Genomic DNA, 26,272 nt, shown 5'->3' on the forward strand with positions numbered 1-26,272 from the left:
CGTGACTCCTGCAGAGTCGGGGTCTACTTTGGCCAACGACTCTTAAGCGGCGCTTAAAGGAAGGCAAATCACCGTTTTTGTGTGGCACACGTTCGCCGGCAAAGCCGCACCCATCCGGCCAGGTTGACGCTATCTCAATCTGAGATATACTGCCCCGATGCGAGTGATTCCCGACACCCCTCTCCGTGATTTCTGTGCCGAGCACCCTGAGGCGCACGATCCGCTCTGGGCGTGGAGCCATATCATTGTCGAGACTTCATTTAGCGATTTCGCCGCTCTCAAACAGGCGTTCAATTCCGTCGACAAGGTAAGCGACTATTACGTGTTCAACATCGGCGGAAATAAGTACCGGCTGATTGCAGCCATCCATTTCAATCGGCAGATGCTGTTCGTGAGGCATGTCCTGACACATAAGGAGTACGACAAATGGAAACCCTGACGTTTGAGCCAGGCGAAATTCGCGAAATGATCGGACACCTGACTGCGCTGATGAACCGCGTTCCACTGCATCCGCTCGCGAATGAAGCCGACCATGCAGAAGCGGTGCGCGTACTCAACGGGCTGCTCGATGCCGGCGGCAGCGACGAACGCAGCGAGCTTGCACCGCTGGTGGATATCCTCGGCGCCCTGATTGGCGACTACGAAGCTATCCATCACGACGTACCGGGGTCGACACCCCAGGCGGTTCTCAAAGAGCTCATGAATCAGCATGCGCTGAAGCAAAACGATCTGCCCGAGATCGGGAGCCAAGGCGTCATTTCGGAAATTCTGAACGGCAAGCGGGACCTGAACGCTCGTCAGATTGGATTGCTGGCGCAACGATTCCGGGTCAGCCCAGCCGTGTTCTTTCCTGAGGTCGCCGCGGCCGCTCATTGATTCGTTCGCCGTTCCCGCAAGCTAGCGGCTCCGGCAAAAAGAAGGCCGGCTCACTAGCCTGCACAGCCCACCCTCACGCCGAATAAAGCCCCTCCGGCCCGTTGCGCAGCGTCCGCGCCAGATGCGTGAGCCCTTCGCGCAAGGCGTCGTCGCTGCGCGCGCCGCTCAGGCTGAGCCGCACGGCATGCGGCGCCGACCCGCGCCCGATCACGAAGCTGTCCGCCGTCTTCACGAGCACGCCCACGTGCCGCAAGGCCGTGGCGAATTCCGCCGCTCGCCACGGTTCGGCGAGCGGCAGCCACAGATGCGGGCTGGCCGGATCGCGGCGGTAAGGCGTGCCGTCCAGCACCTCGGCGGCGACGGCCTGGCGAGCGTCGATGAACGTGCGCTGCTGCGCGATCAGCCGGTCGATCTCGCCGCCCTCGATCCAGCGCGCCGCGATCTCCGCGCAAAGCGGCGCCGTCATCCAGCAGTCGCTGCGGATCACGGCGAGTATCTTGCCCACCCAGTCCTGCGGCGCCTGGACATAGCCGATCCGCAACCCGGGCGCTACGGCCTTCGAGAGGCTGCCGATCACGATGCCCTGCTCCGGCAAGCGCGCCGCGATGGGCGTCGGCGGCGCATCGAGCAGCGCGGCCGGCACGAGATCCTCGATCACCACGAGGTTATGGCGCAACGCGACGTCGGCAATGGCGAGGCGGCGCGCCTCGGAAAGCGTCGCCGTGGTGGGGTTGTGCAACGTTGGCACGCAGAAGAGCGCGCGCGGGGCGAGCAGTTGGCACGCGCGTTCGAGTGCCGCGGGCACGATCCCTTCGTCGTCGATCTCGATGCCCACCAGATTCAGGCGCAACTGGCGCGCAAGCGCGACGATGCCGGGGTAGCTAAGCGCCTCCGCAAAGATCGTGTCGCCCGGGCGCAGCACGGCGCGCAACACGCAGGCGAGACCGTGCTGCGCCCCCTGCGTCACGAGCACGCGCTCGGCAGGCCCCGGCGCGCCCATGCGCGCGAGCCAGCGCGCGCCCGCCTCGCGATGCGAGCGCCGGCCGCCCTCGGGTTGATAGAGCAGCAGTTCGCCGGAGAGCCGTTCGTCCGCGGCGAGTTCGCGCAGCGTGGCGGAGAGGAGAGAGGCCTCGTCGGTGGGAATCGGCACGTTTTGTCCGAGATCGATGGGACGGCTCGCGGCTGCCACACCCACCGCAGCCGCCGCACCGGTGCCGCCACCGTTCGCGGTCAGAGCCATCGCGGTTTGCGCCGGAGCGGCCGTAAGGCGCCCCAAGCCCTGCCCGTCGGCATCCGGCTCGGCCACATAGGTGCCGTCGCCCACGCGCGCCACCACCATGCCGCAGCGTTCGAGTTCCGCGTAGGCGCGGCTCACGGTCCCTGTCGTGACCCTCAATTTCTTCGCGAGCAGACGGTGCGCGGGCAATTTTTCGCCCGGCAGCATCTGGCCGCCGCGGATGGCCTGCTCGTAGGCCTGCGCAATTGCCCGGTATTTCGGCTCGTTGCTACGAGGCAACGTAGTGGGTAACCAGCCGTTCATGGTGTTTTCCCGGAGTCTCCTGAGGCTGCGCCGTGCGCGCGCCAATGCCATCAATTATCGCGCCCAATCCGCAGAAATGAAGGCTGTCATTTACTTCAATTGACTTCATTGAACCCCGCCAATCGACCCCCTAGCATGCCGTAACGCTTACACGGGCACTGGAGACAACACGCAGCCCGGCGCGCCCGCGCCACCGGCCAGCGGCATAACCACCATGACAAACCGCATCGCTCGCATCACCGTCAGCCATCATCGCCTGCCGCTCGTGCCGCCGTTCCCGGCCTCGTGGGACAGCCGCCCCCGTCACGCATTTCCCGCCACCGTCGTACGCGTCGAAGACAGCGAAGGCCGCGTCGGCTGCGGTTCCGGCGACGCCATGTACGGCTTCGACGACTACCGCCACCTCTTCATCGGCGCCGATCCCCTCGATCTCGCGCGGCACTCGGCCGTGATCGAGAACGTCAGCTTCCATGCCGGGCGCCTCTGGCCGCTCGACGTCGCGCTCTGGGACCTCGCCGGCAAGATCCGCGGCGAGCCCTGCTGGAAGATGGCGGGCGGCCGCTCGCGGCGCGTGCGCGCGTACGCATCGTCGGGCGTGCACCGCTCGCTCGACGGCATGGCGCACTGGGCCAGGCACTGCGTGTCGCGTGGCTTTCCCGCGCTGAAGGTGCGCTTCGGCCGTCCGAGCCTTGCCGACGATCTCGCCGCGCTGGCCACCGTGCGCGAAGCCGCGGGCGAGCACATCGAACTGATGGTGGACTGCAACCAGGGCTGGCGCATGCCCTGGGACACCCAGGCACCCTGGAGCGCCGACGACGCGCTCGCGGTGATCCGCCAGCTCGAACGCTATCGCGTGTACTGGGTGGAAGAGCCGCTCCACCGCGGCGACTACGCGGGCCACGAACGCCTGCGCAAGGAAAGCGGCGGGCTCGGCATTCGTATCGCGGGCGGCGAGATGACGCGCGACGCGCACGAGTTCCAGGCGCTGCTGGAGCGCGACTGCCTCGACGTCTATCAGCCCGACGTGGTCTGCTCGCTCGGCATGGAAGGCGCACGCCGCCTCGCCGCCCAGATCGAAGCGCGCGGCCGCCTCTTCACGCCGCACACGTGGGGCAACGGCATCGGGCTCGCGGCGAATCTGCACGTGGTTGCCGGCGCGATGGGCACGCAGGGCGCCCCCTTCGTCGAATTCCCGTACGACCCGCCCGAGTGGACACCCGAACGCCGCGACTTTCCGCTCACGCGTCCCATCGAAATCGACGGCGGCGGGTGGATCGACCTTGGCGACGCGCCGGGCCTCGGCATCGAGCTGAACGAGGCCGTGCTCGCCTCGACGCTGGCAACCGATAGCCGCTACGACTGAAACCTTTTCCGGGCCGCCGCCGGGCGCGGCGGACCTGCCTTTTCCTCGCAGTAGCGATAGCGCGTGACCGATGAATTCAATAAAACGGAGACATGCAATGAAAACCCTGACCCATCTGATTCGCGCGGCGTGCCTCGCCGCGCCGCTCGCGGTAGCCGCCTTGCCCGCGCACGCGGCCGGCACCTGGTGCAGCAGCGGCAAGCCCGTCCATTTCGCGGGCATTACCTGGGAAAGCGGCAGCTTCACGAGCGAAGTGCTGCGCTACGTGCTGAAGAACGGCTATGGCTGCCAGACCGACGACGTGCCGGGCAGCACCGCGGCCACGGAAACGGCGCTCTCGCGCAATGATCTGCAGGTGTGGGCCGAACAGTGGACCGGCCGCTCGGAAATCATCGCGGGCGCGGAGAAGGCCGGCACCGTCAAGCTCGTTGGAGACACGCTGCCGGGCGGCACGAAGGAAGGCTGGTACGTGCCCGACTACGTGATCCACGGCGATCCGAAGCGCGGCATCAAGGCCAGCGCGCCGGACCTGCAGTCGGTGAGCGATCTGCCGAAGTACAAGACGCTCTTCGTCGACGACGAGGAACCGGATCACGGCCGCTTCCTGAACTGCCCCTCGGGCTGGGACTGCGAACGCGTGAACACACGTCTTCTGAAGCTGCTCAAGCTCGACGACAGCTACACGAACTTCCGCCCCGGCACGGGCGCGGCGCTCGACGCGGCGATCTCGTCGGCCTACGAACGCGGCAAGCCGATTCTCACCTACTACTGGGAGCCGGCTGCGCTGATGGCCAGGTACAAGTTCGTACAACTCAAGATGCCGCCGTTCAACGAAGCCTGCTGGAAGACGCTGCGCGCGGAAAACAGTCCGCAGCAGTGCGCGTCCTCGTATCTGGTCTCGCATCTGAAGATCGGCGTTTCGACGCCGTTCTACCAGGCCGAACCGGACGTGATGGCCTTCTTCTCGAAGGTCAGCTTTCCGATCGATTTCCTGAACACGACCATTCTCGACATGACCGAGCATAAGGTCGATGCGCAGACCGAAGCGACGAAGTTCCTCAAGGAACACCCCGAAATGTGGAAGTCGTGGGTTCCGGCCGACGTCGCCGCGAAGGTCCAGAAATCGCTCGGCGCCTGATCGCCCGCGCAACCGGATTCCCTCCTCAACACCTTATCGACAAGCAATAAAACGGAGCCGCCCGAAGGCGGTTCCATTTGGAGACTACTGTGAAAAAGAAGATTCTCGCGGCCATGCCGTTCGCCCTCGCCATGGCCGGCGCCCATGCGCAGAGCAGCGTGACGCTGTACGGCGTCCTCGACCTCGGCGTCGACTACTCGAACAACGTTGTCGGCGGCTCGAACGGCCAGCTCGTGCCGGGCAGCGGCGGCCACCTCGTGCAGATGCAAAGCGGCGTGCCCGCGGGCAGCCGCTGGGGCCTGCGCGGTTCGGAAGAGCTGGGCGGCGGCCTCTCGGCGGTCTTCGACCTCGAAAGCGGCATCGACGTCGCCACCGGGGCCATGGGCAGCGGCCTGCTCTTCTCGCGTAACGCCTACGTCGGCCTGAAGTCCGATCAGTACGGCCAGATCACGCTGGGCAAGCAGTGGGACGCGACCGTCGACCTGATCGAGCCGTTCACGCTGAACGGCAACTATGGCGGCTGGTACTTCGCACACCCGAACGACATGGACAACCTCGACAACGGTTTCCCGGTCAACAACGCAATCAAGTACGTGAGCCCGAAGATCGCCGGTCTGCAGTTCGAAGGCCACTACTCGCTCGGCGGGCAGGCAGGCCAGTTCTCGAACAACGCCTCGTACAGCGCGGCCGCCGCGTACACGCTCGGCCAGTTCAGCGCGGGCGTGGGCTACCTGCGCGTAAACGACCCGATCGTGTCGGTGACCGGCTACGGCAGCGGCGGCAGCTATGTCAACGCCATCTACGGCAATGCACTCGCGAACGCACGCTACCAAGGCATTCTCTCGGCCGGCGCGTCATACGTGCTCGGCAGCCTGAAGGTGATGTTCGACTACACGAACGTGGATTTCGCCTCGGCCGACGGCAGCCACGACCTGCATTTCCAGAACTACGAAGTTTCGGGATCCTACTTCATTACGCCGTCGTGGCTCATCGCCGGGGGCTATACCTTCACGGACGGCCTCGATCACGCCACCGACGGTTCGCCGAAGTACCACCAGGTCAACCTGATCACGCAGTACTCGTTCTCGAAGCGCACGTCGGTCTACCTGATGGGCTCGTACCAGCACGCGGCGGGTTCGGCCGAGAACGCGCAGATCACGGCCTTCAATCCGTCGAGCACGCAGAATCAGATCGTCACGCGCGTGGGTATCACGCACTCGTTCTAAAGTCTGACGCGCCGGCGCGCAATTGGCCCCTTCTGCGCCGGCGCTTTTTTCTTCGCATCACGAGGTCGTCATCATGCGCCGCCTTCCCTCGCTCTCCGCACTGCGTTCATTCGAGGAGGCGAGCCGGACTCTCAGCTTCACGAAGGCCGCCCAGAACCTGCACGTCACGCAAGGCGCGATCAGCCGGCAGATCCGGCTGCTGGAAGACTATCTGGGCACGCCGCTCTTCATGCGCCATCATCACCGCCTCGAGATCACCGCGGCGGGCAAGCGCCTGCTGCCCACGCTGCAGGCCGCGTTCGACAGCATCGCCCACACCCTCGACACGATCCGCTCCGACCCGTCCAACAGCCTCCTGAGCGTCAACGCCGCACCCACGCTCGCCACGCGCTGGCTCACGCCGCGCCTGCGCGACTTTCAGGGACGTCATCCCGACCTGCGCATTTCCGTGACGAACGAATACGGCCCGCTGCACGGCACCGAGCGCAACGAGGATTGCCAGATTCGCTTCGGCATGGAGCCGCTGCCGGGGGGCCAGAGCACACTGCTGATGCGCGAGCGCCACGTGCTGGTGGGCTCGGCACGCGAGTTCGACGGGCCGCCCGCCGACGAAGCCGCGCTACGCGCGCTGCTCACCGCGCATCCGTGGCTCTATATCCTCGACATCGACCGGCGCCTGCTGGTGTGGGAAGCGTGGCTCGAAGCGGCGGGGCTCGACGTGCCCATGGCAAGCGCCGGCGAACTCGAATTCAGCACGCTGGACCAGGTGATCCACGCGGTGGTGGCGGGTCTGGGCATTGCGGTGGCGGACCGGCACATGATCGAGCCGGAACTCGCGAACGGCACGCTCGTGCAGTTGAGCCCCGTTGAAGTGACGGGGCCCTCGGGGTACTGGCTCGATGTGCGGCCCGAAGTGCAGGACACGCTGCGCGTGCGCAATTTCAGCGGATGGCTCGTCGAACAGCATGCCGTGCGGGGATAAATACCCTGCTCGTCGCATCCTGCGACGTTTTGCCTCTCAAGCTCGAACCCTCCCCGGCCGTCAACCCGGTGTGAGTTAAGGCGTACTGCCCCGTGCCGCTCGCGCACCGGCCGCACGCCCGACCTCGAAAGTCCACCGCCTTGGGTTCGAGCATGCTTCATACGAGCAGTTACGCCATTCCGATTTCCCGCCTGATCACGCGCCCCATGCTGACGTGCGCTCCCTCCACGCCGGTCCGCGAAGTCGCAAGGCGCATCTTCGCCGAGCGTTGCAGTTCGATCGTCGTGATGGAAGACGGCGAGCCCGTTGGAATCTGGACCGAGCAGGACGCGCTCGCCGTCAGCGAGCATGCGGACGAACTCGACCGGCCGATCAGCACCGTGATGAGCGCCCCGCTGCTCACGCTCGACGCCCATACATCGCTGGGCGAAGCGGCAGTCCGCTTCAAGCATTCGGGAATCCGCCACTTCGGGGTCGTGCGCGACGGTGTTTGCATCGGCGTGCTCACGCAGACCGACGTCGTCGTGAACCAGGGTGCCGAATTCTTTCTGCACCTCAAGCCCATCGAGGCCATCCACGTGCAGCCGCTCGTCAGCGTGCCCGCCGGCCGGCCCCTGCACGAGGCGATCGCGCAGATGCGGGCGAGGAAGCTCGACGCCATCGTCGTCGCGTATGCCGGCGGCGAGCACGGCATCCTGACCGAGCGCGACGTGGTGCGCCTCATCGCGAGCGACGCCCTGAACGGCGAGGTCGGCGATCACGCCAGCCATCCCCTGCAAACGCTTTCGGCCACCCAGAGCCTGTATGCCGCGCAGCACTTCATGCTGCAGCAGCACATCCGTCACGTGGGCGTATGCGACAACGCCGGCCGCCTCGCCGGACTCCTGAGCTTCGCGGACATCCTCCAGAACATCGAGGACGAGTACGTGAACGAACTGCACAGTGCACTGCGCGAGCGCGACGAAGCGCTCGGCCGCGCGAGGTTCAGTCTGCGCATGGCTGACCGCGTGTTCGAGTCGGCGCTCGAAGGCATCATGGTGACCGACCGGAACGCGAAAATAGAGCGCGTGAACCAGGCGTTCACGCGTCTCACGGGCTACACGGAGGAGGAAGTTGTCGGGCGCAATCCGAGCCTCCTGAACTCGGGGCACCAGGACGCCGCGTTCTATGGGGAGTTGTGGGACTCCCTGAAGACCAACGGGCATTGGCAGGGCGAGATCTGGAATCGCCGCAAGAACGGCGAGCTTTACCTCGAATACCTCACCATCACGGGCATACGCGACAACGACGGCAACATATCGCACTACGCAGGCATTTTCTCCGACATCACGCAGCGGCGTCAGACCGAAGAGCGCCTGCGCTACCTCGCCACGCACGACGTGCTGACGGGGCTCGCGAATCGCGTGCTGTTCGAGGAGCGGCTCGAACGCGCGATCCTCCATGCCCAGCGCGGCGGCCGCCAGTTCGCCGTGATGTATCTCGACCTGGACCGCTTCAAGCTCGTCAACGACACGCTTGGCCACAGCGCCGGCGACGAGGTGCTCAAGATTGTCGCGGAACGGCTGCGCCGGCGCCTGCGCGAGAGCGATACCGTCGCGAGGCTCGGCGGGGACGAATTTGCCTTCGTGCTCGAAGACATCAGCGATATCCGCGACGTAGGCCGCCTCGCGCGCACGCTGCTCGATTCGGTGGGCGAGGCCATCCCGGTCGGCGGGCGCGAGATCTTCACGACGCCCAGCATCGGCATCAGTATCTTCCCCGACGACGGCACGCAGGCCGAGCCCTTGATGATGCGCGCCGACCAGGCGATGTACAGCGCAAAAAACCGCGGACGCAACGTCTTCCAGTTCTTCGAGAGCCGGATGACATCGTCGGCGATGGCCCAGCTCGAAACGCTGGGCGAATTGCATCGCGCACTCGAACAACACGAATTCCGTCTGTTCTACCAGCCGCAGTACGATCTCTCCACCGGCCGCGTCGTCGGCGTGGAGGCCTTGCTGCGCTGGCAGCATCCGCGCCGCGGACTCGTGCCGCCGGGCGAGTTCATCGCCATTGCCGAGCAATCCGCGTTGATCGTTCCGCTGGGGCGCTGGGTATTGCGCGAAGCCTGCCGTCAGGCGCGCGCATGGCTCGACGCCGGCATCGAGTTCGGCCGCGTCGCGGTCAATCTCTCCGCGCGGCAATGTTTCACCGACGGGTTCCTGGCCGACCTGAGCGAGATTCTCAGCGAGACCGCGCTGCCGGCCGAACGGCTTCAGCTCGAATTGCTCGAAAGCATGGCGATGAATACGCGCGAAGACATCGTCTCGCTGCTGCGCGAACTGGTGGCGCGGCGAGTGAGCCTCGCCATCGACGACTTCGGCACAGGCTACTCGTCGCTCGCCTACCTGAAGGATCTGCCCGTCGATACGCTGAAGATCGACCGCTCGTTTCTGGCCGGCGACGAGACGCACAACTCGGACCGGGCGATCATCCGTGCGGCCGTTGCGATGGGACGGGCACTCGGTCTCGACGTGATTATGGAGGGTGTCGAAACACCCGAGCAGGTGGCCTTCCTGCGCGAGGCCGGATGTCACGGCGCGCAGGGCTATCTGCTGGCAAAGCCGCAGCCCGTGGAGTCATTGACCGGGCTGATGCTGCGGCAGTGCGCGCAAGCGCTCGCGCCATCGGCTTGAGGGACGGCCGGCCGTCGCCCGAAGCCGTCAACCCTGCCCTCAACCCATCAACACGGTGACGGCGTCTTCCAGTGTCTGAGCCTGCTGGTTCAGCGCCGTGGACGCTGCTGCGGACTCCTCAACGAGCGTTGCATTCATCTGGGTGATCTGCGCAAGCTGCTCCACGGCAATCTGCGACTCGGCGATCTCGACGCTTTGTCCGCTGCTCGCTTCGGCAATGTCCGAAATGGCCCGCGTGAGTTCGGCGACGGACTGTTCGACCTTGCTCATGTCGGCGCCGGCGCCCGCCGCAGCCTGGGCACTCGCCCTCATCATGTCGAGCGAAGTGTCGATCAGCGCCTTGATCTCCCTGGCCGCAGCCTCGGAACGCTTGGCCAGCGTGCGCACCTCGCCGGCCACGACGGCGAATCCGCGGCCGTTCTGCCCCGCTCTCGCGGCTTCCACCGACGCATTCAGGGCGAGCAGGTTCGTTTGAAACGCAATGCTGTCGATCGTGGTCGTAATTTCCGAAATGCGTCGCGAGTGACCGGCCAACGCATCCGTTAGCTGTGCCGACCGGCGCGCCGCCTCGGCGGCGGCCGAAGCGGCTTCCGCCGTCCGGCTTCCTTCGGTGCGCGCCAGCCTGGCCGATTCGGCATTGTGCCGTGCCGTTTCGGTAATCTGCCCCAATGTCGCGGTGGTCTGCTCGATCGCGCTCGCCTGCTGCTCCGTGCGCATGGAGAGATTGGCATTACCTTCGGCCAACCCCGCGGAAGCGCCTCGCACCTTGTCGATCGAGCCGCGTGCGTCCATCAATACGCCAATCGTCTTTCCGTTCATCTGGTTGAGCAAGCGCCCGAGCAGGCGCGTATGAGAATCGCCCGACTCGTGAAAGCGATGCTGCAGTTCGCCCGAGAGCACCACGAACGCGCTGGCGCTCATCCGGGCAAGCGGTGCGAACACGTTGCGGGTCAGCCACACGGCCATCAGGGCGCAAGACAGTGCCGCCGCGACCGCGATCGACCATCCGAGCCGCAGCCCCGCCATGCGGGTAAAAAGCCCGCTCGTCATGCACGCCGGAACGAGCAGGATCATCAGTGCCTGCGCCGCCATGATGAAGTCCAGGCGGCCAACGGCCGAAAGGCCGAGCAGCCGCTGGGGAAGACCGGCCAGGCCTTTGCGGACGGCCCGCCCGCCTGCGAGGCGCCACTTCCCGCCCTGCTCGCGCCGCAGGTCTGCATACAGGCGTTCGGCCGCCGCGATTTCGGCCTCGGCCGGGCGCGTGCGCACGGAAACGTAACCCGTTGCCTCGCCGTCGCGCATGGCCGGCGTGACGTTGGCGAGCACCCAGTAGAATCCGCCGTCCTTGCGCCGGTTCTTGACGACGCCCGACCACGGACGGCCGCTCCGGATCGTGCGCCACAGATCTTCGAAGGCTTCCGCCGGCATGTCAGGATGCCGAACGATATTCTGTGGCGCGCCGATCACCTCGTCGCGCGAGAATCCGCTCGCGCAAAGGAAAGCCTCATTGGCGTACTCGATTACGCCGGTGCTATCCGTACGGGTGATGATGACCTCGTCCTGTGACAACACATATTCGTGATCTGTAATCGGGACGTTGATGCGCATCGTCGTGATTGGTCTCGTCGTTTCATGGGCTCCCCCTTGAGCGGAAGCTCGCCTACCCCTGGGGTTCCCGGTCCGGCCGATACGTCCAGACACGGACTATCGAGAACGAACGCAAGTATGCCCGCAGGAGCGGCTTTAACAATTTTTACAATTTGACGAGAATCAACAAATCGACGCGAATTTTTCTTCGGCCAGCCGTAAGGGCCATCGCGAGCCGCGTTACCGCCGCCCTCGGCCGGCTGCGCGGCGGCGGCGCGCCGCGTTATAGCCGGCCGTGGGTGTTCAGCCCAATCCCCCCATCATCATGTACTTCGTTTCGAGGTACTCATCGAGCCCGTACTTCGAGCCCTCGCGGCCGAGCCCCGATTCCTTCACACCGCCGAACGGCGCGACCTCGGTTGAAATAATGCCTTCGTTGATGCCCACCATGCCGCTTTCGAGCGCAGCCGCCACGCGCCAGACCCGGCCGATGTCGCGCGCGTAGAAGTACGCCGAGAGGCCGAAGTCGGTATCGTTCGCCGCTTGAACCGCCTCCTCCTCGGTCTCGAAGCGGAACACGGCTGCCACCGGCCCGAAAGTTTCCTCGTGCGCGAGCATCATCCCGCCGTGCGCGCCGGTAATCACGGTAGGCTCGTAGAACGTGCCGCCGAGCGTGTGCGGACGACCGCCGCACACCACCGTGCCGCCCTTGTCCTTCGCATCGCTCACGTGCGCTTCCACCTTGTGCAGCGCGGCGCGATTGATGAGCGGCCCCTGCGTCGCGCCCGGCTCCATGCCGTTCGCCACGTGCAAGGCCTCGACTGCCTTCACAAGCTTCGCAACGAACGCGTCGTGCACGCCGGCCTGAACGAAGAAGCGGTTCACGCACACACAAGTCTGCCCTGTGTTGCGGAACTTCGAGGCCATCGCCCCAACCACCGCCGCGTCGAGATCGGCATCGTCGAACACGATGAACGGCGCGTTGCCGCCCAACTCCAGCGAGACCTTCTTGACGCTGTCCGCCGCCGCGCGCATGAGCAGCTTGCCCACGCGCGTCGAGCCCGTAAACGAGATCTTGCGCACGGCCTTGGACGCCATCAGCGTATCGCCGATGGCGGGCGCGTCGCCCGACACCACGTTGAACACGCCGCGCGGGATGCCGGCGCGCTCGGCCAGCACCGCAAGCGCGAACGCGGAAAGCGGAGTTTCCTCCGAAGGCTTGAGCACCATCGTGCAGCCCGCCGCCAGCGCGGGGCCCGCCTTGCGCGTGACCATCGCCAGCGGGAAATTCCATGGCGTGATGGCGCCGACCACCCCCACCGGCTCCTTCATCACGACGATGCGCGAGCCCTTCTTCGGCGCCGGAATCACGTCGCCGTAGGCGCGCCGCGCTTCTTCGGCGAACCACGTCAGGAAGCTCGCCGCATAGGCCACTTCGCCCTGCGCTTCCGCGTACGGCTTGCCCTGCTCCGCGGTCATGATCCGTGCGAGGTCGTCGCGGTGTTCGAGCATCAGTTCGCCCCAGCGGCGCACCTTCTCGCCGCGCTCGGCGGCCGTGGCGTCGCGCCATGCCGGGAAAGCCTGCGACGCCGCCGCGACGGCCTGCAGCGTCTCGCGCCCGCCGGCCCGCGCCACCTGCGCGAGCGGCTGCCCGCTTGCCGGGTCGACGACCGCATAGGTCGACTCGCTCTCGACCCATTCGCCGTCGATATAGTTCGTCATGCGCCAGAGCGCCCGATCCTCGAGGCCTTCGATCATGCTGCAATCTCCAGTCGGCGCGACGGACGCGCCACGCGCGGAATGCGCGCCGTGACGTAGTCGTTGATCACGTCGCAAGGCGTGTAGTTGCGATCGAGTTCGTACAACTCGTCGGCGTCGAGCTTCATTTCCAGCGCCGCGAGCGCGCTTTCGAACTGCGCAACGGTATCCGCGCCCACCAGCATCGACGAAACGCCGTTGCGCCCGAGCACCCACGCCTGCGCGATCTGCGCGCACGAAACACCGCGCGCGAGCGCCACTTCGGCAACCGAATGCGCGATATTGCGCGATGCTTCGTCGTCGTACATCTGCCCGGTGAAGAAGTCGGTCTGGTTGCGCACCGACTTCGCGTCGCCGGACAACAGGCCGCGCGCGAGCGGGCTGAACACCGAAACGCCCACGCCCTGATCGACGCAGAACGGAATCATCTCGCGCTCTTCCTCGCGGTAGGCACAGTTCAGCTGCAGCTGCATGTTGATCGGCCGCGCGAAGCCATGACGCTCGCAGGCCTGCAGGATCTTCGCGAACTGCCACGTGAACATCGTCGAGACGCCGATATAGCGCGCCTTGCCCGAGCGCACGATGTCGTTCAGCGCGTCCATCGTTTCCTCGACGGGCGTGTTCACGTCGAAGTAATGCAGCATGTAGACATCGACGTAATCGGTCTGCAAGCGGCGCAGCGACCCGTCGATACCGTCCATGATGTGCTTGCGCGAATGACCCTGGTTGTTCACGCCATTGCCGATGGGATAGCCCACCTTGGTCGTGAGCACCAGTTCGTCGCGCTTCGCGAGCCGGCGCACGATGCGCCCGACCACCTCCTCGCCCACGCCGGTCGAGTAGAAGTCGGCGAGGTCGATGAAATTGACGCCCGCTTCGAGGGCACGGCGCACGATCGGCTCGCTCTGCTCCTCGTTGTAGATCCACGGCTTCCAGTCCGGCGTGCCCATGTTCATGGTGCCGAGGCACAGGCGCGAAACCTTCAGGCCCGAGCGTCCCAGTTGGATGTATTGCATTGCAGTCACCTTGCAGTCGATGGGATCGGGCCGATTCAGGCCGCGCGGGCCTTGGGCGTATAGAAAGGATTGCTGATCTGGTCGCGCACTTCGGCGAGCTTGTCGAGCTTGGGCAGTCCGTTCATCGCGGCGTGGATAGCCGTCTTGCAGGCCGTGTAGTTGTTCTCGTAGACGGCGTCGAGATCGTCGCAGGACCAGTTCACCCAGTTCGCCGTGACGATGCACCATTCGTTCTCCGCTTCCGGCGGCAGCGTGCCGTCCAGCATCGCCTCGGTCACCGCCTTCGCGATGGCGGCCTGGGAGGCGCCCCAGGTAGCGTTGCCGTGCAGGTCGCCGCGAATGTCGGCCTTGTTCACGTAGAGCGTGACGGGCTTGACCGGCACGTTCGGCTGTGCGACCACCATGAAGGGCACATGACCCTGCGACGGCGACGAAAGGCTGTTCGTGAACGCCTGGCCAACGGGGCCGCTGCGCGGACCGATCATGATGTTGATGTGGGCAGCGTTTACGCCTGGTCCCGCGAAACCTTCACCGATATAGACTTCCAAGGCTTTCATGTCCGACTCCGTCTCCTGAATTACCGGGGTTGTTGTGCAGCGCAGCGGCCTATCGGAAGCATCCGGGAACCGTCCGGGAAAATCTCGGTTTGCCGATACGGCCTGCGCGTCGAGACGAATTGCAGCACAAGCAACACGCTCACAAAAGCTACGAAATCTCATGGGGGCATGAGGCGTATTCATCGCCGCGAGCGCGGTGTCGCATGGCATGAGATCAGGTAATGCTTCGATGACTATTCGTGGCTTCGCAACCCTAAACGCTGCCGCTAGACTCTGTTCGCGTGAATCAAACGACTTGGCCCGAACAAAACCGAAAGGGCCAGCAGACATTCCGTAACGGAGGAGACATGAGAGGTATCACGCTGGCAGGCGTACGCCTTGCCGCCGCGCTCGCGCTCACTTGCGCCGCGACCAGCACGTTTGCGGCCGAGCCCAACTGGTGCGGCTCCGGCAAGACAGTGAAGCTCGCCCAGATCACCTGGGAAAGCGGTGCGCTAATGACCGAAATGGTCCGCACGGTGCTCGAAAAAGGCTACGGCTGCAAGACCGAGGTCGTGCCGGGCGCCACCGCCGCCACCGAAACCGCGCTCGCCAGCGGCGACCTGCAGATCTGGGCCGAGCACTGGACCGGCCGCAGCAAGATCATCGCGCGCGGCCTGAAGGACGGCAGCGTGAAGCTGGTCGGCGAGCTGATTCCCGGCGGCGACCGCGAAGGCTGGTATGTCCCCGACTACGTGATCCACGGCGACCCGGCACGCGGGATCAAGCCGCTCGCGCCGCAACTGCACTCAATCTCGCAGTTGCCGCAATACAAGGATCTCTTCGCCGACGACGAAGAGCCAGGCAAGGGCCGCTTCTACAACTGCCCCTCCGGCTGGGACTGCGAGCGCTTCAACAACCGGCTGCTCGACGCCTACAAACTCGGCGACGATTACACGAACTTCCGCCCCGGCACCGGCGCCGGCCTCGACGCGGCCGTCGCGTCGGCCTACGAACGCGGCAAACCCATCCTGTTCTATTACTGGCAGCCGGCCGGGTTGATGGCGAAGTACCATTTCGTGCAGCTCGAAGGCGCACCCTACAGCGACGCCTGCTGGAACACGATCGCCGATCCGAAGGGCACGCCCTGTGCGTCCGCCTTCAAGGTTTCGCATCTCATGGTCGCGGTTTCCACGCCGTTCTATGAAGCGCAGCCCGACGCCGTGGCGTTCTTCGGCAAGATCAGTCTGCCGCTTCCGCTCGACGAGCAGCTCGTCGAACAGATGCACGAAAAGAAGCTCGACGCGTCGACGGTCGCGCATACGTTCTTCAAACAGCACCCGGAAATCTGGAAGCAATGGGTGACGCCGGACGTTGCGGCGCGCGTACAGGCCAGCCTGGGCACGTAAGCGCACATCAGCCCGCGAAGCGGCACACGACTTAAGCAGAATGAGGCTCACCATGGGATCCCCCTTCCTTCATCTCTCCATCGCCGACTGGGTCAACGATCAGGTCACCGCATTCGTGCAGCAGTACGGCGACGCGTTCCACAACTTCAGCGTGCTGATGCTGCGCTACGTTCTCGTGCCGCTCGAAGGCCTGCTGCGCGCCATGCCTGTCTGGGTCGTGCTGGCCGCGGTCGGCCTGCTCGCCTGGCATGCCTCGCGGCGGGTCGGCGTGGCGCTGCTGTTCATGGGCCTCTTGTACCTGATCGGCTGCTTCGGGCTGTGGGACAAGCTCATGCAAACCTTCGCGCTGATGTTCGTTTCGACGCTCATCTCTGTCGCGCTGGGGATCCCCATCGGCATTCTCGCGGCGTCGAGCGGCATGCTGCGCCGCCTGCTGCTGCCGGTGCTCGACGTGATGCAGACGCTGCCGAGCTTCGTGTACCTCATACCGGTGCTGATGCTGTTCGGCCTCGGCAAGGTGCCCGCGATCCTCGCCACCGTCGTCTATGCGCTGCCGCCGCTCATCCGCCTGACCGACCTCGGCATTCGCCACGTGGACGGCGAGATCGTCGAAGCGGCGCGCGCCTTCGGCACCACCCGCTGGCAGATGCTGTTTCAGGTGCAGCTTCCGCTCGCCCGCCCGAGCATCATGGCCGGTATCAACCAGACCACGATGATGGCACTCTCCATGGTCGTGATCGCCTCGATGATCGGTTCGCGCGGACTCGGCGAAGACGTGCTCGCCGGCATCCAGACGCTCGACGTCGGCAAGGGTACGCAGGCCGGCATCGCCATCGTGATTCTCGCCATCGTGATCGACCGCATCAGCCAGGGCTACGGCCAGGGCCGCCGCACGCGGCGTCTGTCGCGCAGCCAGAAGCAGCCCTCGCGCATTCCGTTTCGCCGTGCCCGCGCAGAGGCCGCCGACGAGGCGAATGCCGCGAAGAGCAGCGACCTGAGCGGCCAGCCCGCGAAATGAATGCTTCCGCGTGGGCTCGCCGCAACGAGCCTGAGTCATCGGACGATAGAGCAATGAGGGAACGAAAATGAGCGGCATCGAAGTCAAAAACGTGTACAAGATCTTCGGCACCCAGGAAGCGGGCCGGCGCGCACTCGACCTGCTGCGCGGCGGCGCCACCAAGGCGGACGTGCTGGAGAAGACGCGCTGCAATGTCGGCCTGAACGACGTGAGCCTCTCCATCGGCTCGGGCCAGATCTTCGTGATCATGGGTCTTTCCGGTTCGGGCAAGTCCACGCTCGTGCGCCACTTCAACCGGCTGATCGAGCCGACCGTGGGCGAGATCCTCATCGACGGCAAGGACGTGCTCAAACTCTCCGAAGGCGGCCTGCGCGAGCTGCGCCGCTACGGCGTGAGCATGGTGTTCCAGAGCTTCGGACTCCTGCCGCATCAGACCGTGTTGAGCAACGCCGCCTACGCGCTCGTGACGCGCGGCGAGAAGAAGGCCGACGCGCACGAGAAAGCACGCGAATGGCTCGACAAGGTGGGCTTGGGCGGCTACGCGAATCATTATCCCGACGAACTCTCGGGCGGCATGCGTCAGCGTGTGGGCCTTGCCCGCGCGCTCGCAGCCGACACCGACGTGCTGCTGATGGACGAAGCGTTTTCGGCGCTCGACCCGCTGATCCGCACGGAGATGCAGGACCAGTTGCTCGAACTGCAGGCCACGCTCAAGAAAACCATCGTGTTCATCACGCACGATCTCGACGAGGCCCTGCGCATCGGCAACCAGATCGCGATCCTGCGCGACGGCCGCCTGATCCAGTGCGGCACGGCCGACGACATCCTGCACCGCCCCGCCGACGACTACGTGCGCCGCTTCGTCGAACGCCGCGCCGGCGTGCCGCACTGAACGGCACGCATGCGGTCGCTGATCGGGCTGCTCAGCGGCTATACGCTACTCATCTGCGGCAATAGCCTGCTCACCACGCTGGTGTCGCTGAGGATGCTGCACGTCGAGCGCTCCGCGCTCGACGTGGGTCTCGTGCAGTCCTGCTACTACGTCGGCTTCATAGGCGGCGCACTCGGCCTCGGGCCGCTCGTCGCGCGAATCGGGCCGCAGCGCGCGTTCATCGGCTTTGCCGCATTCACGGCGCTCGCCGCGCTCGGCTATCTCTCGTTCGACACCCCCGGCGCATGGGCCGCGCTGCGCCTGTTGACCGGTTTCAGCATGGTGGGCGTGTTCACCTCGATCGAAAGCGGCGTGAACGGCGCGGTCCCGAATGGACAACGCGGGCGGGCGTTCGCCCTTTATCTCGTGCTGACCTATCTGGGTGTCAGCGCCGGGCAGTTCCTGCTCGGCCTCTCCGGCATGGGCAGCGCCGGAAACGGCGACTTCGAACGCGTTTTCGTCAATGCGCTTTTCGTTGGCGCGCTCATTCCCGTTGCACTGATCGGCGACTGGCAGGTACCACTGCCGTCGAGCGCATCGGCCGCCGCCGTTTCCGCAACACGCGCCTCGCCGCTCGCCACACCCAAGCGGCCAGCCCTGTTGCTGGACGGTCTGCACGAACTGCGGCGCGCGGCGCCGCGCAGCGTGCCGGCCTGTATCGGGGCGGGGCTGCTCTCCAGTGCGTTCTATGCGCTCACGCCCGTCTACCTCGAACGCATTGGCTTTCCACCGGCCGATATCTCGCGCGCCATGGGCATCGTGCTGATCGGCGCGCTGCTTTCGCAGTGGCCGGTGGGCAAACTCTCCGATCGCCTCGGCCGGCGCACGACGCTAGGCGCCGTCGCGACTTCGGCGGCCGTGCTCGCCGCCGCGCTGATCGTGGTACGCGCGCCGCTCGCCGTCGACACCCTGCTATTTCTCTACGTTGCCTTGACGTTCACGCTCTACGGCGTGATCGTCTCGGACGTGAACGACCGCGTCGACCAGTCCGCGCGTGTGAAAACCAGCGCGACGCTCCTGCTCGTCTTCTCGATCGGCGGCGCGGCAGGGCCCACGGTCGGCTCGCTCTTCATGCGCGTTCTGGGCGCGAGCGGCCTCTACGTGTTCGCGCTCGCGGTGACGCTCGGGCTAGTGGCGCTCTCCCGTGCGAGGGCGGCCAGGTGAAGCCGCGGCCCGGCGGCCCGGGTAACGGTATACTGCGCGCTTCGCAAGACGCGCCGCTCCGAACCGGCGCGGATCGCAAGGAGAGAAAATTGAAGCGCAAGATGCCCGCGCTGAACGCCCTGAAGGCGTTCGAGGCCGCAGGCACGAGCGGCAGCTTTACGCGCGCCGCCGAACAGTTGAACGTGACGCAAAGCGCCGTGAGCCGCCAGGTGCGCCAGCTCGAGGAGCAACTGGGCGAGACGCTGCTCGAACGCCACCATCACCGGCTCGAACTGACCGACGCTGGCCGCGCGCTGCTGCGCACGCTGCAGCAGTCGTTCGACCGCATCGAACTGACGGTGCGCACGATCCAGCAGAAAAGCGACCTCAACCGCCTGCGCGTGAACGTGCCGCCCACCTTCGCGAGCCGCTGGCTCGTGCCACGCCTCGCGAAGCTGCACGCGCGGCATCCGTCGCTCGAACTGAGCGTGACAACGCGCCTGCAGGACAGCCTCGCCGATTCGACGGCGCTCGACTGCGCGATCCGCTTTGGCGACGGCGAATGGGAAGGACTTGAGAGTTCATTGCTGATGCACGAGGAGCACATCGCGGTCTGCGCGCCATCGCTGCTCGCGCAGGAACCGTTCGACCTCGCGGAGCAGACGCTGCTGCACGTGCTCGCGGGCGAGAACCAGCGTTTTCTGACGTGGCGCCACTGGCTGGATGCCGCCCGAATCGAAGGCGTGGATACTTCGGGCGGCTACGAATTCGACCTGCTGGATCATGCGATCCGCGCCGCTATCGAAGGCTTGGGTGTGACGATCGCCGACCGCAACATGATCGCCCGCGAGCTGGCCGAGGGGAAACTGGCACCCGTAAACGAGGTGCACGTGGACGGACGCCAGTCGTACTGGTTCGTGGTGCGGCCCGGGCAGAAGGCGTCGAAGCCGCTCCAGCTATTCCGGCAGTGGCTTCAGGACGAGATCGCCGCCGCGCGTTGAGTGCCCGCGCGCACCGCCCGGCGCGTCTCGCCGTTTGCGCCCGGCTCCGCGTCTTCGAGGATCATCGCCGCGCCCTTCTCCGCGACCATCATCGCCGCCGCATTCGTGTTGCCGGACGTGATGTTCGGGAAAATCGACGCATCCACCACCCGCAGGCCGGCAATGCCATGCACGCGCAGGCGCGCATCCACGACAGCCGTTTGCGGATCGGGACCCATCGCGCAACTGCCGCACAGGTGATAGATCGAACCGCTCTGCTCGCGGAAATACTGCAGCATGCTCGCGTCGTCGGTGACAGCCGCTGCCGGCGACACTTCTTCCACGGTGATGTCCTTGAGCGCCTTCGCCTGCATCAGTTGGCGCACGAGCCGGCCGCCCTGCATGACTTCGTCGCGGTCCTTCTGCGTGGAGAGATAGTTGCCGCGAATGAGCGGCGCATCTTCCATACGCCCCGAGGCGATCTCCACCGATCCGCGGCTCGTGGGACGGCAGGGATTGTAGGCAATCAGGAAACCTGAATACGGCTCCGGCGTGAGCGCCGCGCGGTTCGACTTCGGAATCCGGTAGGAAAGCGGATTGAAGTAGATCTGCATGTTCGGCTGCGCCTCGTCCGGATCGGTACAGAAGAAGCCGCCCGACTGGTTCACGCTCATCGAAAGCGGGCCTTTGCGCGCGAGCAGGTATTGCAGGCCGAACTTGAGCTTGCCGGTCCAGCTACGGAACGCGTCGTTGAGCGTCTTTACGCGCGCGCGATAGTAGAAGCTCACGCACAGGTGATCCTGCAGGTTCTGGCCGACTGCGGGCAGCTCGTGCACAACGCCAATGCCATGCTGCTCGAGCAGCGCACGCGGGCCCACGCCCGAGAGTTGCAGCAGCTTGGGCGAATCCACGGCGCCTGCCGCGACGATCACCTCGCGGTTCGCACGGAACGTGCGCTTCTTGCCCTGCTGCTCGATCTCGACACCCGTTGCGCGGCGCGCGCCGTCGGCCTCGTCGAACAGTACGCGCGTGGCGTGCGCATGATGTTCGATCGTGAGATTGGGCCGATGCCCCGCGCGATGCAGATAAGCGACGCTGCTCGAATCGCGGCGACCGTTGCGCGTGTTGACGTCATAGATGCCCACGCCTTCGAGCCGGGCACCGTTGAAGTCTTCGTTGCGTTCGTAGCCGAGTTGCTGCGCGCCCTCGATGAACGTTTCGCAGATCGGATGCGCGCCATCCTTCATCGGCGTGATGTGCACGGGCCCGTTCGCGCCGTGCCAGGGCGTATCGCCAAGCGGATGCGATTCGAGCTTGCGAAAGTACGGCAGCACGTCGCGATACGACCAGCCCGGATTGCCGGCGGCGGCCCAGTCGTCGTAGTCGCGCTGTGCGCCGCGCACATAGATCATGGCGTTGATCGAGCCCGAGCCGCCCTGCACCTTGCCGCGCGGACAGTAGATCGAACGGCCCGCGAGCTCCGGCTCCGGCTGGCTGTAATACATCCAGTTGTAGACCGTGTGGTAGTACAGCTTCGCGAAACCGATCGGGATCTTGAACCAGAACGATTTGTCGGGTCCGCCCGCTTCGAGCAGCAGCACCGAATGCCGGCCCGAGGCCGACAGCCGCTCGGCGAGGATACAGCCCGCGGAGCCGGCGCCAACGATGATGTAGTCGTAGTTCATTGCTTTGCTCTCCTGATCAGCCGCGTGCAGGCGACGTGTCGCGGACGTCCGCCGGCTCGCGCTGCATCTGCAGATGCAGGCGCTTGCCCGTGTAGGGCGTGTGCGCGCGCACGACTTCCATGTCGAGTTCGACGCCGAGCCCCGGCGCCTTCGACGGAATGATGTAGCCGTCTTCCCAGTGGATCGGCTGCTTGAGGACTTCGGCGTGGAAGCCATCCCACGTGCCGATGCTTTCCTGAATCAGGAAATTGGGCGTGCAGGCCGCCAACTGGATGCTCGCCGCAGCGCCCACGGGACCGTTATAGAGATGCGGGGCGATCTGCGCGTAATAGACCTCGGCGAGGCTCGCCACCTTCTTCGCTTCGAGCAGGCCGCCCACGCGGCCGATGTTCATCTGCAGGATCGAGGCCGCACCGCTGTCCAGCAGCTTGAAGAACTCGTACTTGGTCGTGAGGCGCTCGCCTGCGGCAATCGGAATGCTCGTGCGCGCGGCGACCTGCGCCATGGCAGCTTCCTGACCAGGCGGAACCGGCTCTTCGAACCACAGCGGATCGTATTTTTCCAGCCGCTGCGCGAGCCGGATGGCCGAAGACGGCACCATCTGGCCGTGCGTGCCGAACAGCAGGTCGGCCCGGCTACCCACGGCCTCGCGCACCTTGCGGCAGAACCGCTCGCAGCGGTCCAGCACTTCCAGCGAGAGCTGATGTCCCGAATACGCGGTGTACGGGCCGGCCGGATCGAACTTGACGGCCGTGAAGCCAAGTTTCACATTCTGCGCGGCGCACTCGGCGGCGAGGTCGGCGTCGTCGTAATCGTACTCGCCCTGACGGTTCTTCGGGTACAGATAGGTGTACGAACGAAGACGCTCGTTCACCATGCCGCCCAGCAGTTCATAAACGGGCTTGTTGGCGGCCTTGCCGATGATGTCCCAGCATGCCATCTCCAGCCCGCTCACGATGCCCATCATCGTGAGATCGGGACGCTGCGTGAAGCCGCTCGAATAGGATTCGCGCCAGAAACGCTCGACATGATGTGGATCCTGGTTCAGCAGATAGCGCTCGAACACGTCGTTGATCGCGGGAACCATCACGTCGGGGTGAAACGTCGCGGCATAGACCTCGCCCACGCCTTCCATGCCGCAATCGGTCTGCAGCGTGACGAAGATCCAGTACATGCCGCCGATGTGCGGGGGAGGCACCGCGACGACATGCGTTTGCATTGAGACGACTTTCATGGTTCAAACCGTTTTCGAGTGAGTCATGTGCTTGAGCACGAGGGCTGCTACGCCGCCTGTCGCGCCGATCACGGCCACGTAGGCGAAATAGATCTGATAGCCCAGCATGCCGGCGTAGTGCTGCGTGATATAGCCGTTCACGAGCGGCAGAAAGATGTCCGACGAATAGCCGATCAGCGAAACCATGCCGATGGCAAGGCCGGTGATGCGCATGGGAACCGCGCAGTAGTCGAGCAGCGTCCAGTAGAGACCGCGGATCGCGTAGGTCATGATGCCGATGAACAGCACGACGATGCCGAGCAGCGCGACGTTGCGCAGCGCCGGCAACAGGATCAGGCCGATCAGCCCGAGCACGGCGAGGAACAGGGCGACGATCAGCACGCGCAGGTTCGAGAGCCGGTCGCCGAGCAAACCGCCGCCGATGCCGCCGATCGGACGCATCCAGAGTTTCAGCGTGGTCACCATGCCGGCCGCGACGACGCTCATGTGTAGTTCGCCCTGCTGGAGGTAGGCCGAAAAGCTGTAGGTCGCCCAGAAGATCTGGTAGCCGCAGAACACTACCGCTGCGACGAGCCACAGTTGCGGAATCGAGGCGAGCGTGGAGAGATCGCGCCACAGCGAATTGCGCTGCGCACCGATCTGGCTCTGCGCGGCTTCATCGTCCGCGGCCTGCGCCACCGGATCCTTGAAGAGGCTCATCACCGCGCCAAGCGCAATGCAGGTGAACGAGTAAAGATAGATGACGTGGCGCAGCCCGGCGGCCTCGCCGCGTCCGCCGCTCGTAGCCGCGGCGAAGAGCGCAAGCGCGATGGTCGCGAGCAGCGCCTCGATGAGCCCGCGACCGCCGTCGAGCAGGCCGAAGAAGCGGCCCTGCTCGTTCGCCCCCGCGATCATGCGCACGCGCTTGAGCACCGAAGCCCAGAACGTGAGGCCGGTCGTGAGGCCCCAACAGCAGAAAATCACCATCAGCACAGGAAAGGCCGGCGCCGTGGAATACCACAGGCCGAGCGCGCCGGTGCCGATCAGCGAAAAGCAGATCAGAAGGCGCGGCGCGACGCGGTCGGCCAGCCAGCCGCTCGGCAGGTAGCAGAGAAAGAATACGATGCCGAGCACCGAATACAGGTAGCCGAGTTGCTCGTTGTCGATGTGGAGGACGTCGAGCATCGTGGTCTGATAGACCTGACGCAGATATACGATCGGGTAGATCGCGCCGGCGGCCAGCACCAGCAGGAGCAACTGGCCGTAGCGTTGCGCCGCGCTCGCGGCGGCAGGGGTGGCGGGGGAGGCTTCGGCGCGCGCAACGGCGCCCAGGGCCTGGGGCTTTGCCATGGACTTCTGCAAGATTGTCTCCATACTGCTTGTCCGGCACCTGCGTGCCGGCATTTTGCTTTCTTCTTCAAAACAGGCGCCGCTTCTAGCGGGCACCCTGCAACCATCGATCAGGGAACCATCAGGAACCCGAATGATTAGAACGGCATCACGACAAGGCGCGTCTGCGTGAATTCGAGCATGCCGTGTTTGCCGTCGTCGCCGCCCAGACCCGAGCGCTTCCAGCCAGCATGGAAGCCCTGGTACGGATCGGCCGGCGTGCGGTTCACGTAGAGCTCGCCTGCTTCGATCTCGTTGGCCACGCGCATCGCCGTGCGATAACGCTCCGTATAGAGCACCGACGAAAGGCCGAACTGGTGATCGTTCGCCATGCGCAGTGCGTCCTCCAACGTGTCGTAGGCCAGCACCGGCAGCACCGGGCCGAAAATCTCTTCCTGCACGATCTCCATGTCCTGGCGGCACTGGGTAAGGAGCGTCGGCGGATAGAAGTGGCCGGCGCCTTCGGGCAGGTGGCCGCCCGTCTCCAGGACCGCGCCGTCCGCCAGCGCGCGCTGCACCATCGCGTGCACCGTTGCACGCGCGTTCGCGTTCACGAGCGGGCCCATACGCGTTTCGTCCACCGCGCGGTCGCCGAAGTGCACCGCTGCCATCTTCTCGCGCAGCAGCGCGACGAAGCGGTCGTGCACGCCGCGCTGCACATAAACGCGCTCGATCGCCGTACAGAGCTGACCGCAGTGCGTGGTCTTGGAGCGCACGATCGCCGTGGCGGCCGCTTCGAGGTCGGCGTCGGCCTCGATGATCGCCGGCGTCTTGCCGCCCAGCTCCAGCGAAGGCTTCGCGATGTTTTCCTTGCAGTAGTCGAGCACCTTGCGGCCCGCCGCCACGCTGCCGGTGAGCGTGATCATGCCCACGCCGCGGTGCGTGCAGAGCGCTGCCGCCGTCTCGTGGTCCATCGCGAGCACGTTGACGAGGCCCGCCGGCAGCGCCGCGTCCTGCGCGGCGCGTGCGACTTCGAACGCCGAGCACGGCGTGTTGTTGCTCGGCCGCACGACGACCGCGTTGCCCGCGATGAGCGCAGGCGCGATCTTGCGCAGCAGCGTGTAAATCGGGAAATTGAAAGGGATCAAGCAGGCCGCGACGCCAATCGGCTCGCGCATCAGGATCAGGTTTTCATTGGCGCTGTCGCTCGGGATCACCTCGCCTTCGATACGGCGGGCCCATTGCGCGTGATAGCGCAGGATTTCGGCGGCGTAGCGCGCCTCGGCCGTGGCGTCGGCCACGCTCTTGCCGGACTCCAGCGCCAGCACCGCCCCGATCGCGGGCGCGCGCGTTTCGATCGCGTCCGCGAAACGGGCCAGCAATGCGCCGCGCTCCGCGGCCGGCAAACGGCGCCATGCGCGCTGCGCCGCCACGGCGGCCTCCACGGCGCGGGCGGCATCGGCAGCACTCGCCGCGCTCACGTGGCCGACGAGTTCGCCCGTCGCCGGATTGTGCACGGCAATGCGTTCGTCGTGTGCGGGAACGAACTGTCCGTCTATGAAGTTGTGGTCTGATCTCATCGTGGGGTGCCGGTTCGTCGCGTCCGCGCCGCAAGGCCGTCCAAAGGGCCTCCAGCGCTGCCGCCGCAAGAGTTACGGCAGTATCGGACGACGAGAAAAGGGCCACAAACGATTATTTGTCGAGACGAGCATGCGAAAAACGCATGCTGGAACGCCCGATGCTACGCAACAGGCAGGGGGTCGCGGGTTTCCCCGGAGCGTGGCGGCGTGCGGACCCGACGCTTGACCAGGCGTGCGCGTCGAACGCAGGAACTGGCCGCGATATCCGCGTCTCATCGGGACATCGC

The 26,272-nt window shown here is 65.5% G+C and carries 21 protein-coding genes; 12 read left to right on the forward strand and 9 right to left on the reverse strand.

Features of this window, described 5'->3' with window-relative positions:
* Positions 1-157 precede the first annotated feature (157 nt).
* Entirely contained in the window at positions 158-439 is a 282-nt protein-coding gene (locus WJ542_RS30310) for a type II toxin-antitoxin system HigB family toxin (protein WP_411193225.1), read from the forward strand.
* On the forward strand, positions 427-876 hold the full coding sequence (locus tag WJ542_RS30315) for a helix-turn-helix domain-containing protein (protein WP_411193226.1): 450 nt from the start codon (positions 427-429) through the stop codon (positions 874-876). The genes WJ542_RS30310 and WJ542_RS30315 overlap by 13 nt, the downstream gene beginning before the upstream one ends.
* A 73-nt stretch (positions 877-949) precedes the next feature.
* On the opposite strand, the gene WJ542_RS30320 is transcribed toward WJ542_RS30315, so the two are convergent.
* Complete coding sequence (locus WJ542_RS30320) at positions 950-2,416, reverse strand: aminotransferase-like domain-containing protein (protein ID WP_411193227.1); 1,467 nt, start codon at positions 2,414-2,416, stop codon at positions 950-952.
* A 214-nt stretch (positions 2,417-2,630) separates the two neighbouring features.
* Here WJ542_RS30320 and WJ542_RS30325 point away from each other — a divergent pair, with 214 nt between their 5' ends.
* The 5 genes from WJ542_RS30325 to WJ542_RS30345 all read left to right on the forward strand — a co-directional run bounded on the left by WJ542_RS30325 (position 2,631) and on the right by WJ542_RS30345 (position 9,800).
* Positions 2,631-3,779: a mandelate racemase/muconate lactonizing enzyme family protein gene (locus WJ542_RS30325; protein ID WP_411193228.1), complete on the forward strand. Its 1,149-nt coding sequence runs from the start codon at positions 2,631-2,633 to the stop codon at positions 3,777-3,779.
* Positions 3,780-3,876: 97 nt separating this feature from the next.
* Entirely contained in the window at positions 3,877-4,917 is a 1,041-nt protein-coding gene (locus WJ542_RS30330) for an ABC transporter substrate-binding protein (protein WP_411193229.1), read from the forward strand.
* Between the two features lie 113 nt (positions 4,918-5,030).
* Complete coding sequence (locus tag WJ542_RS30335; protein ID WP_411193566.1) at positions 5,031-6,143, forward strand: porin; 1,113 nt, start codon at positions 5,031-5,033, stop codon at positions 6,141-6,143.
* A gap of 73 nt (positions 6,144-6,216) precedes the next feature.
* Entirely contained in the window at positions 6,217-7,125 is a 909-nt protein-coding gene (locus tag WJ542_RS30340) for a LysR substrate-binding domain-containing protein (protein ID WP_411193230.1), read from the forward strand.
* Positions 7,126-7,277: 152 nt separating this feature from the next.
* Positions 7,278-9,800 (forward strand): EAL domain-containing protein, encoded by a 2,523-nt coding sequence (locus WJ542_RS30345; RefSeq protein WP_411193231.1) that lies wholly within the window; start codon positions 7,278-7,280, stop codon positions 9,798-9,800.
* 39 nt (positions 9,801-9,839) lie between these two features.
* Here the strand turns inward: WJ542_RS30345 and WJ542_RS30350 are convergent, their stop codons facing one another.
* The 4 genes from WJ542_RS30350 to fae all read right to left on the reverse strand — a co-directional run bounded on the left by WJ542_RS30350 (position 9,840) and on the right by fae (position 14,718).
* On the reverse strand, positions 9,840-11,369 hold the full coding sequence (locus tag WJ542_RS30350) for a methyl-accepting chemotaxis protein (protein WP_411193232.1): 1,530 nt from the start codon (positions 11,367-11,369) through the stop codon (positions 9,840-9,842).
* A 321-nt stretch (positions 11,370-11,690) separates the two neighbouring features.
* Positions 11,691-13,145 (reverse strand): NAD-dependent succinate-semialdehyde dehydrogenase, encoded by a 1,455-nt coding sequence (locus WJ542_RS30355; RefSeq protein ID WP_411193233.1) that lies wholly within the window; start codon positions 13,143-13,145, stop codon positions 11,691-11,693.
* The gene (locus WJ542_RS30360) at positions 13,142-14,161 is read right to left on the reverse strand and encodes an aldo/keto reductase (protein WP_411193234.1); all 1,020 of its coding nucleotides are present in this window, start codon (positions 14,159-14,161) and stop codon (positions 13,142-13,144) included. The genes WJ542_RS30355 and WJ542_RS30360 overlap by 4 nt, the downstream gene beginning before the upstream one ends.
* Before the next feature lie 35 nt (positions 14,162-14,196).
* A complete protein-coding gene (fae, locus tag WJ542_RS30365) occupies positions 14,197-14,718 on the reverse strand; it encodes a formaldehyde-activating enzyme (protein ID WP_411193235.1) in 522 nt (173 codons plus the stop codon).
* A 347-nt stretch (positions 14,719-15,065) separates the two neighbouring features.
* Between fae and WJ542_RS30370 the strand changes: the two genes are divergently transcribed.
* The 5 genes from WJ542_RS30370 (at position 15,066) to WJ542_RS30390 (ending at position 20,199) form a co-directional block, all read left to right on the forward strand.
* Positions 15,066-16,106 (forward strand): ABC transporter substrate-binding protein, encoded by a 1,041-nt coding sequence (locus tag WJ542_RS30370; protein ID WP_411193236.1) that lies wholly within the window; start codon positions 15,066-15,068, stop codon positions 16,104-16,106.
* Positions 16,107-16,158: 52 nt separating this feature from the next.
* A complete protein-coding gene (locus WJ542_RS30375; RefSeq protein ID WP_411193237.1) occupies positions 16,159-17,124 on the forward strand; it encodes an ABC transporter permease in 966 nt (321 codons plus the stop codon).
* A 67-nt stretch (positions 17,125-17,191) separates the two neighbouring features.
* A complete protein-coding gene (locus WJ542_RS30380; RefSeq protein WP_411193238.1) occupies positions 17,192-18,016 on the forward strand; it encodes a quaternary amine ABC transporter ATP-binding protein in 825 nt (274 codons plus the stop codon).
* A gap of 9 nt (positions 18,017-18,025) precedes the next feature.
* Entirely contained in the window at positions 18,026-19,219 is a 1,194-nt protein-coding gene (locus WJ542_RS30385) for an MFS transporter (RefSeq protein ID WP_411193239.1), read from the forward strand.
* 101 nt (positions 19,220-19,320) lie between these two features.
* The gene (locus WJ542_RS30390) at positions 19,321-20,199 is read left to right on the forward strand and encodes a LysR substrate-binding domain-containing protein (RefSeq protein ID WP_411193568.1); all 879 of its coding nucleotides are present in this window, start codon (positions 19,321-19,323) and stop codon (positions 20,197-20,199) included.
* Here WJ542_RS30390 and WJ542_RS30395 read toward each other — a convergent pair.
* The 4 genes from WJ542_RS30395 to aldA all read right to left on the reverse strand — a co-directional run bounded on the left by WJ542_RS30395 (position 20,172) and on the right by aldA (position 25,985).
* Positions 20,172-21,863 carry a GMC family oxidoreductase gene (locus WJ542_RS30395; RefSeq protein WP_411193240.1) on the reverse strand — a complete coding sequence of 564 codons (1,692 nt, stop codon included), beginning with the start codon at positions 21,861-21,863 and terminating at the stop codon, positions 20,172-20,174. The genes WJ542_RS30390 and WJ542_RS30395 overlap by 28 nt on opposite strands.
* 16 nt (positions 21,864-21,879) lie before the next feature.
* The gene (locus WJ542_RS30400; protein ID WP_411193241.1) at positions 21,880-23,097 is read right to left on the reverse strand and encodes a mandelate racemase/muconate lactonizing enzyme family protein; all 1,218 of its coding nucleotides are present in this window, start codon (positions 23,095-23,097) and stop codon (positions 21,880-21,882) included.
* A 3-nt stretch (positions 23,098-23,100) separates the two neighbouring features.
* Positions 23,101-24,426: an MFS transporter gene (locus WJ542_RS30405; protein ID WP_411193242.1), complete on the reverse strand. Its 1,326-nt coding sequence runs from the start codon at positions 24,424-24,426 to the stop codon at positions 23,101-23,103.
* A gap of 137 nt (positions 24,427-24,563) precedes the next feature.
* Entirely contained in the window at positions 24,564-25,985 is a 1,422-nt protein-coding gene (gene aldA, locus WJ542_RS30410; RefSeq protein WP_411193243.1) for an aldehyde dehydrogenase, read from the reverse strand.
* Positions 25,986-26,272: the final 287 nt, after the last annotated feature.

The sequence above is a fragment of the Paraburkholderia yinzeri genome, from assembly GCF_046581065.1.
Lineage (GTDB): Bacteria > Pseudomonadota > Gammaproteobacteria > Burkholderiales > Burkholderiaceae > Paraburkholderia.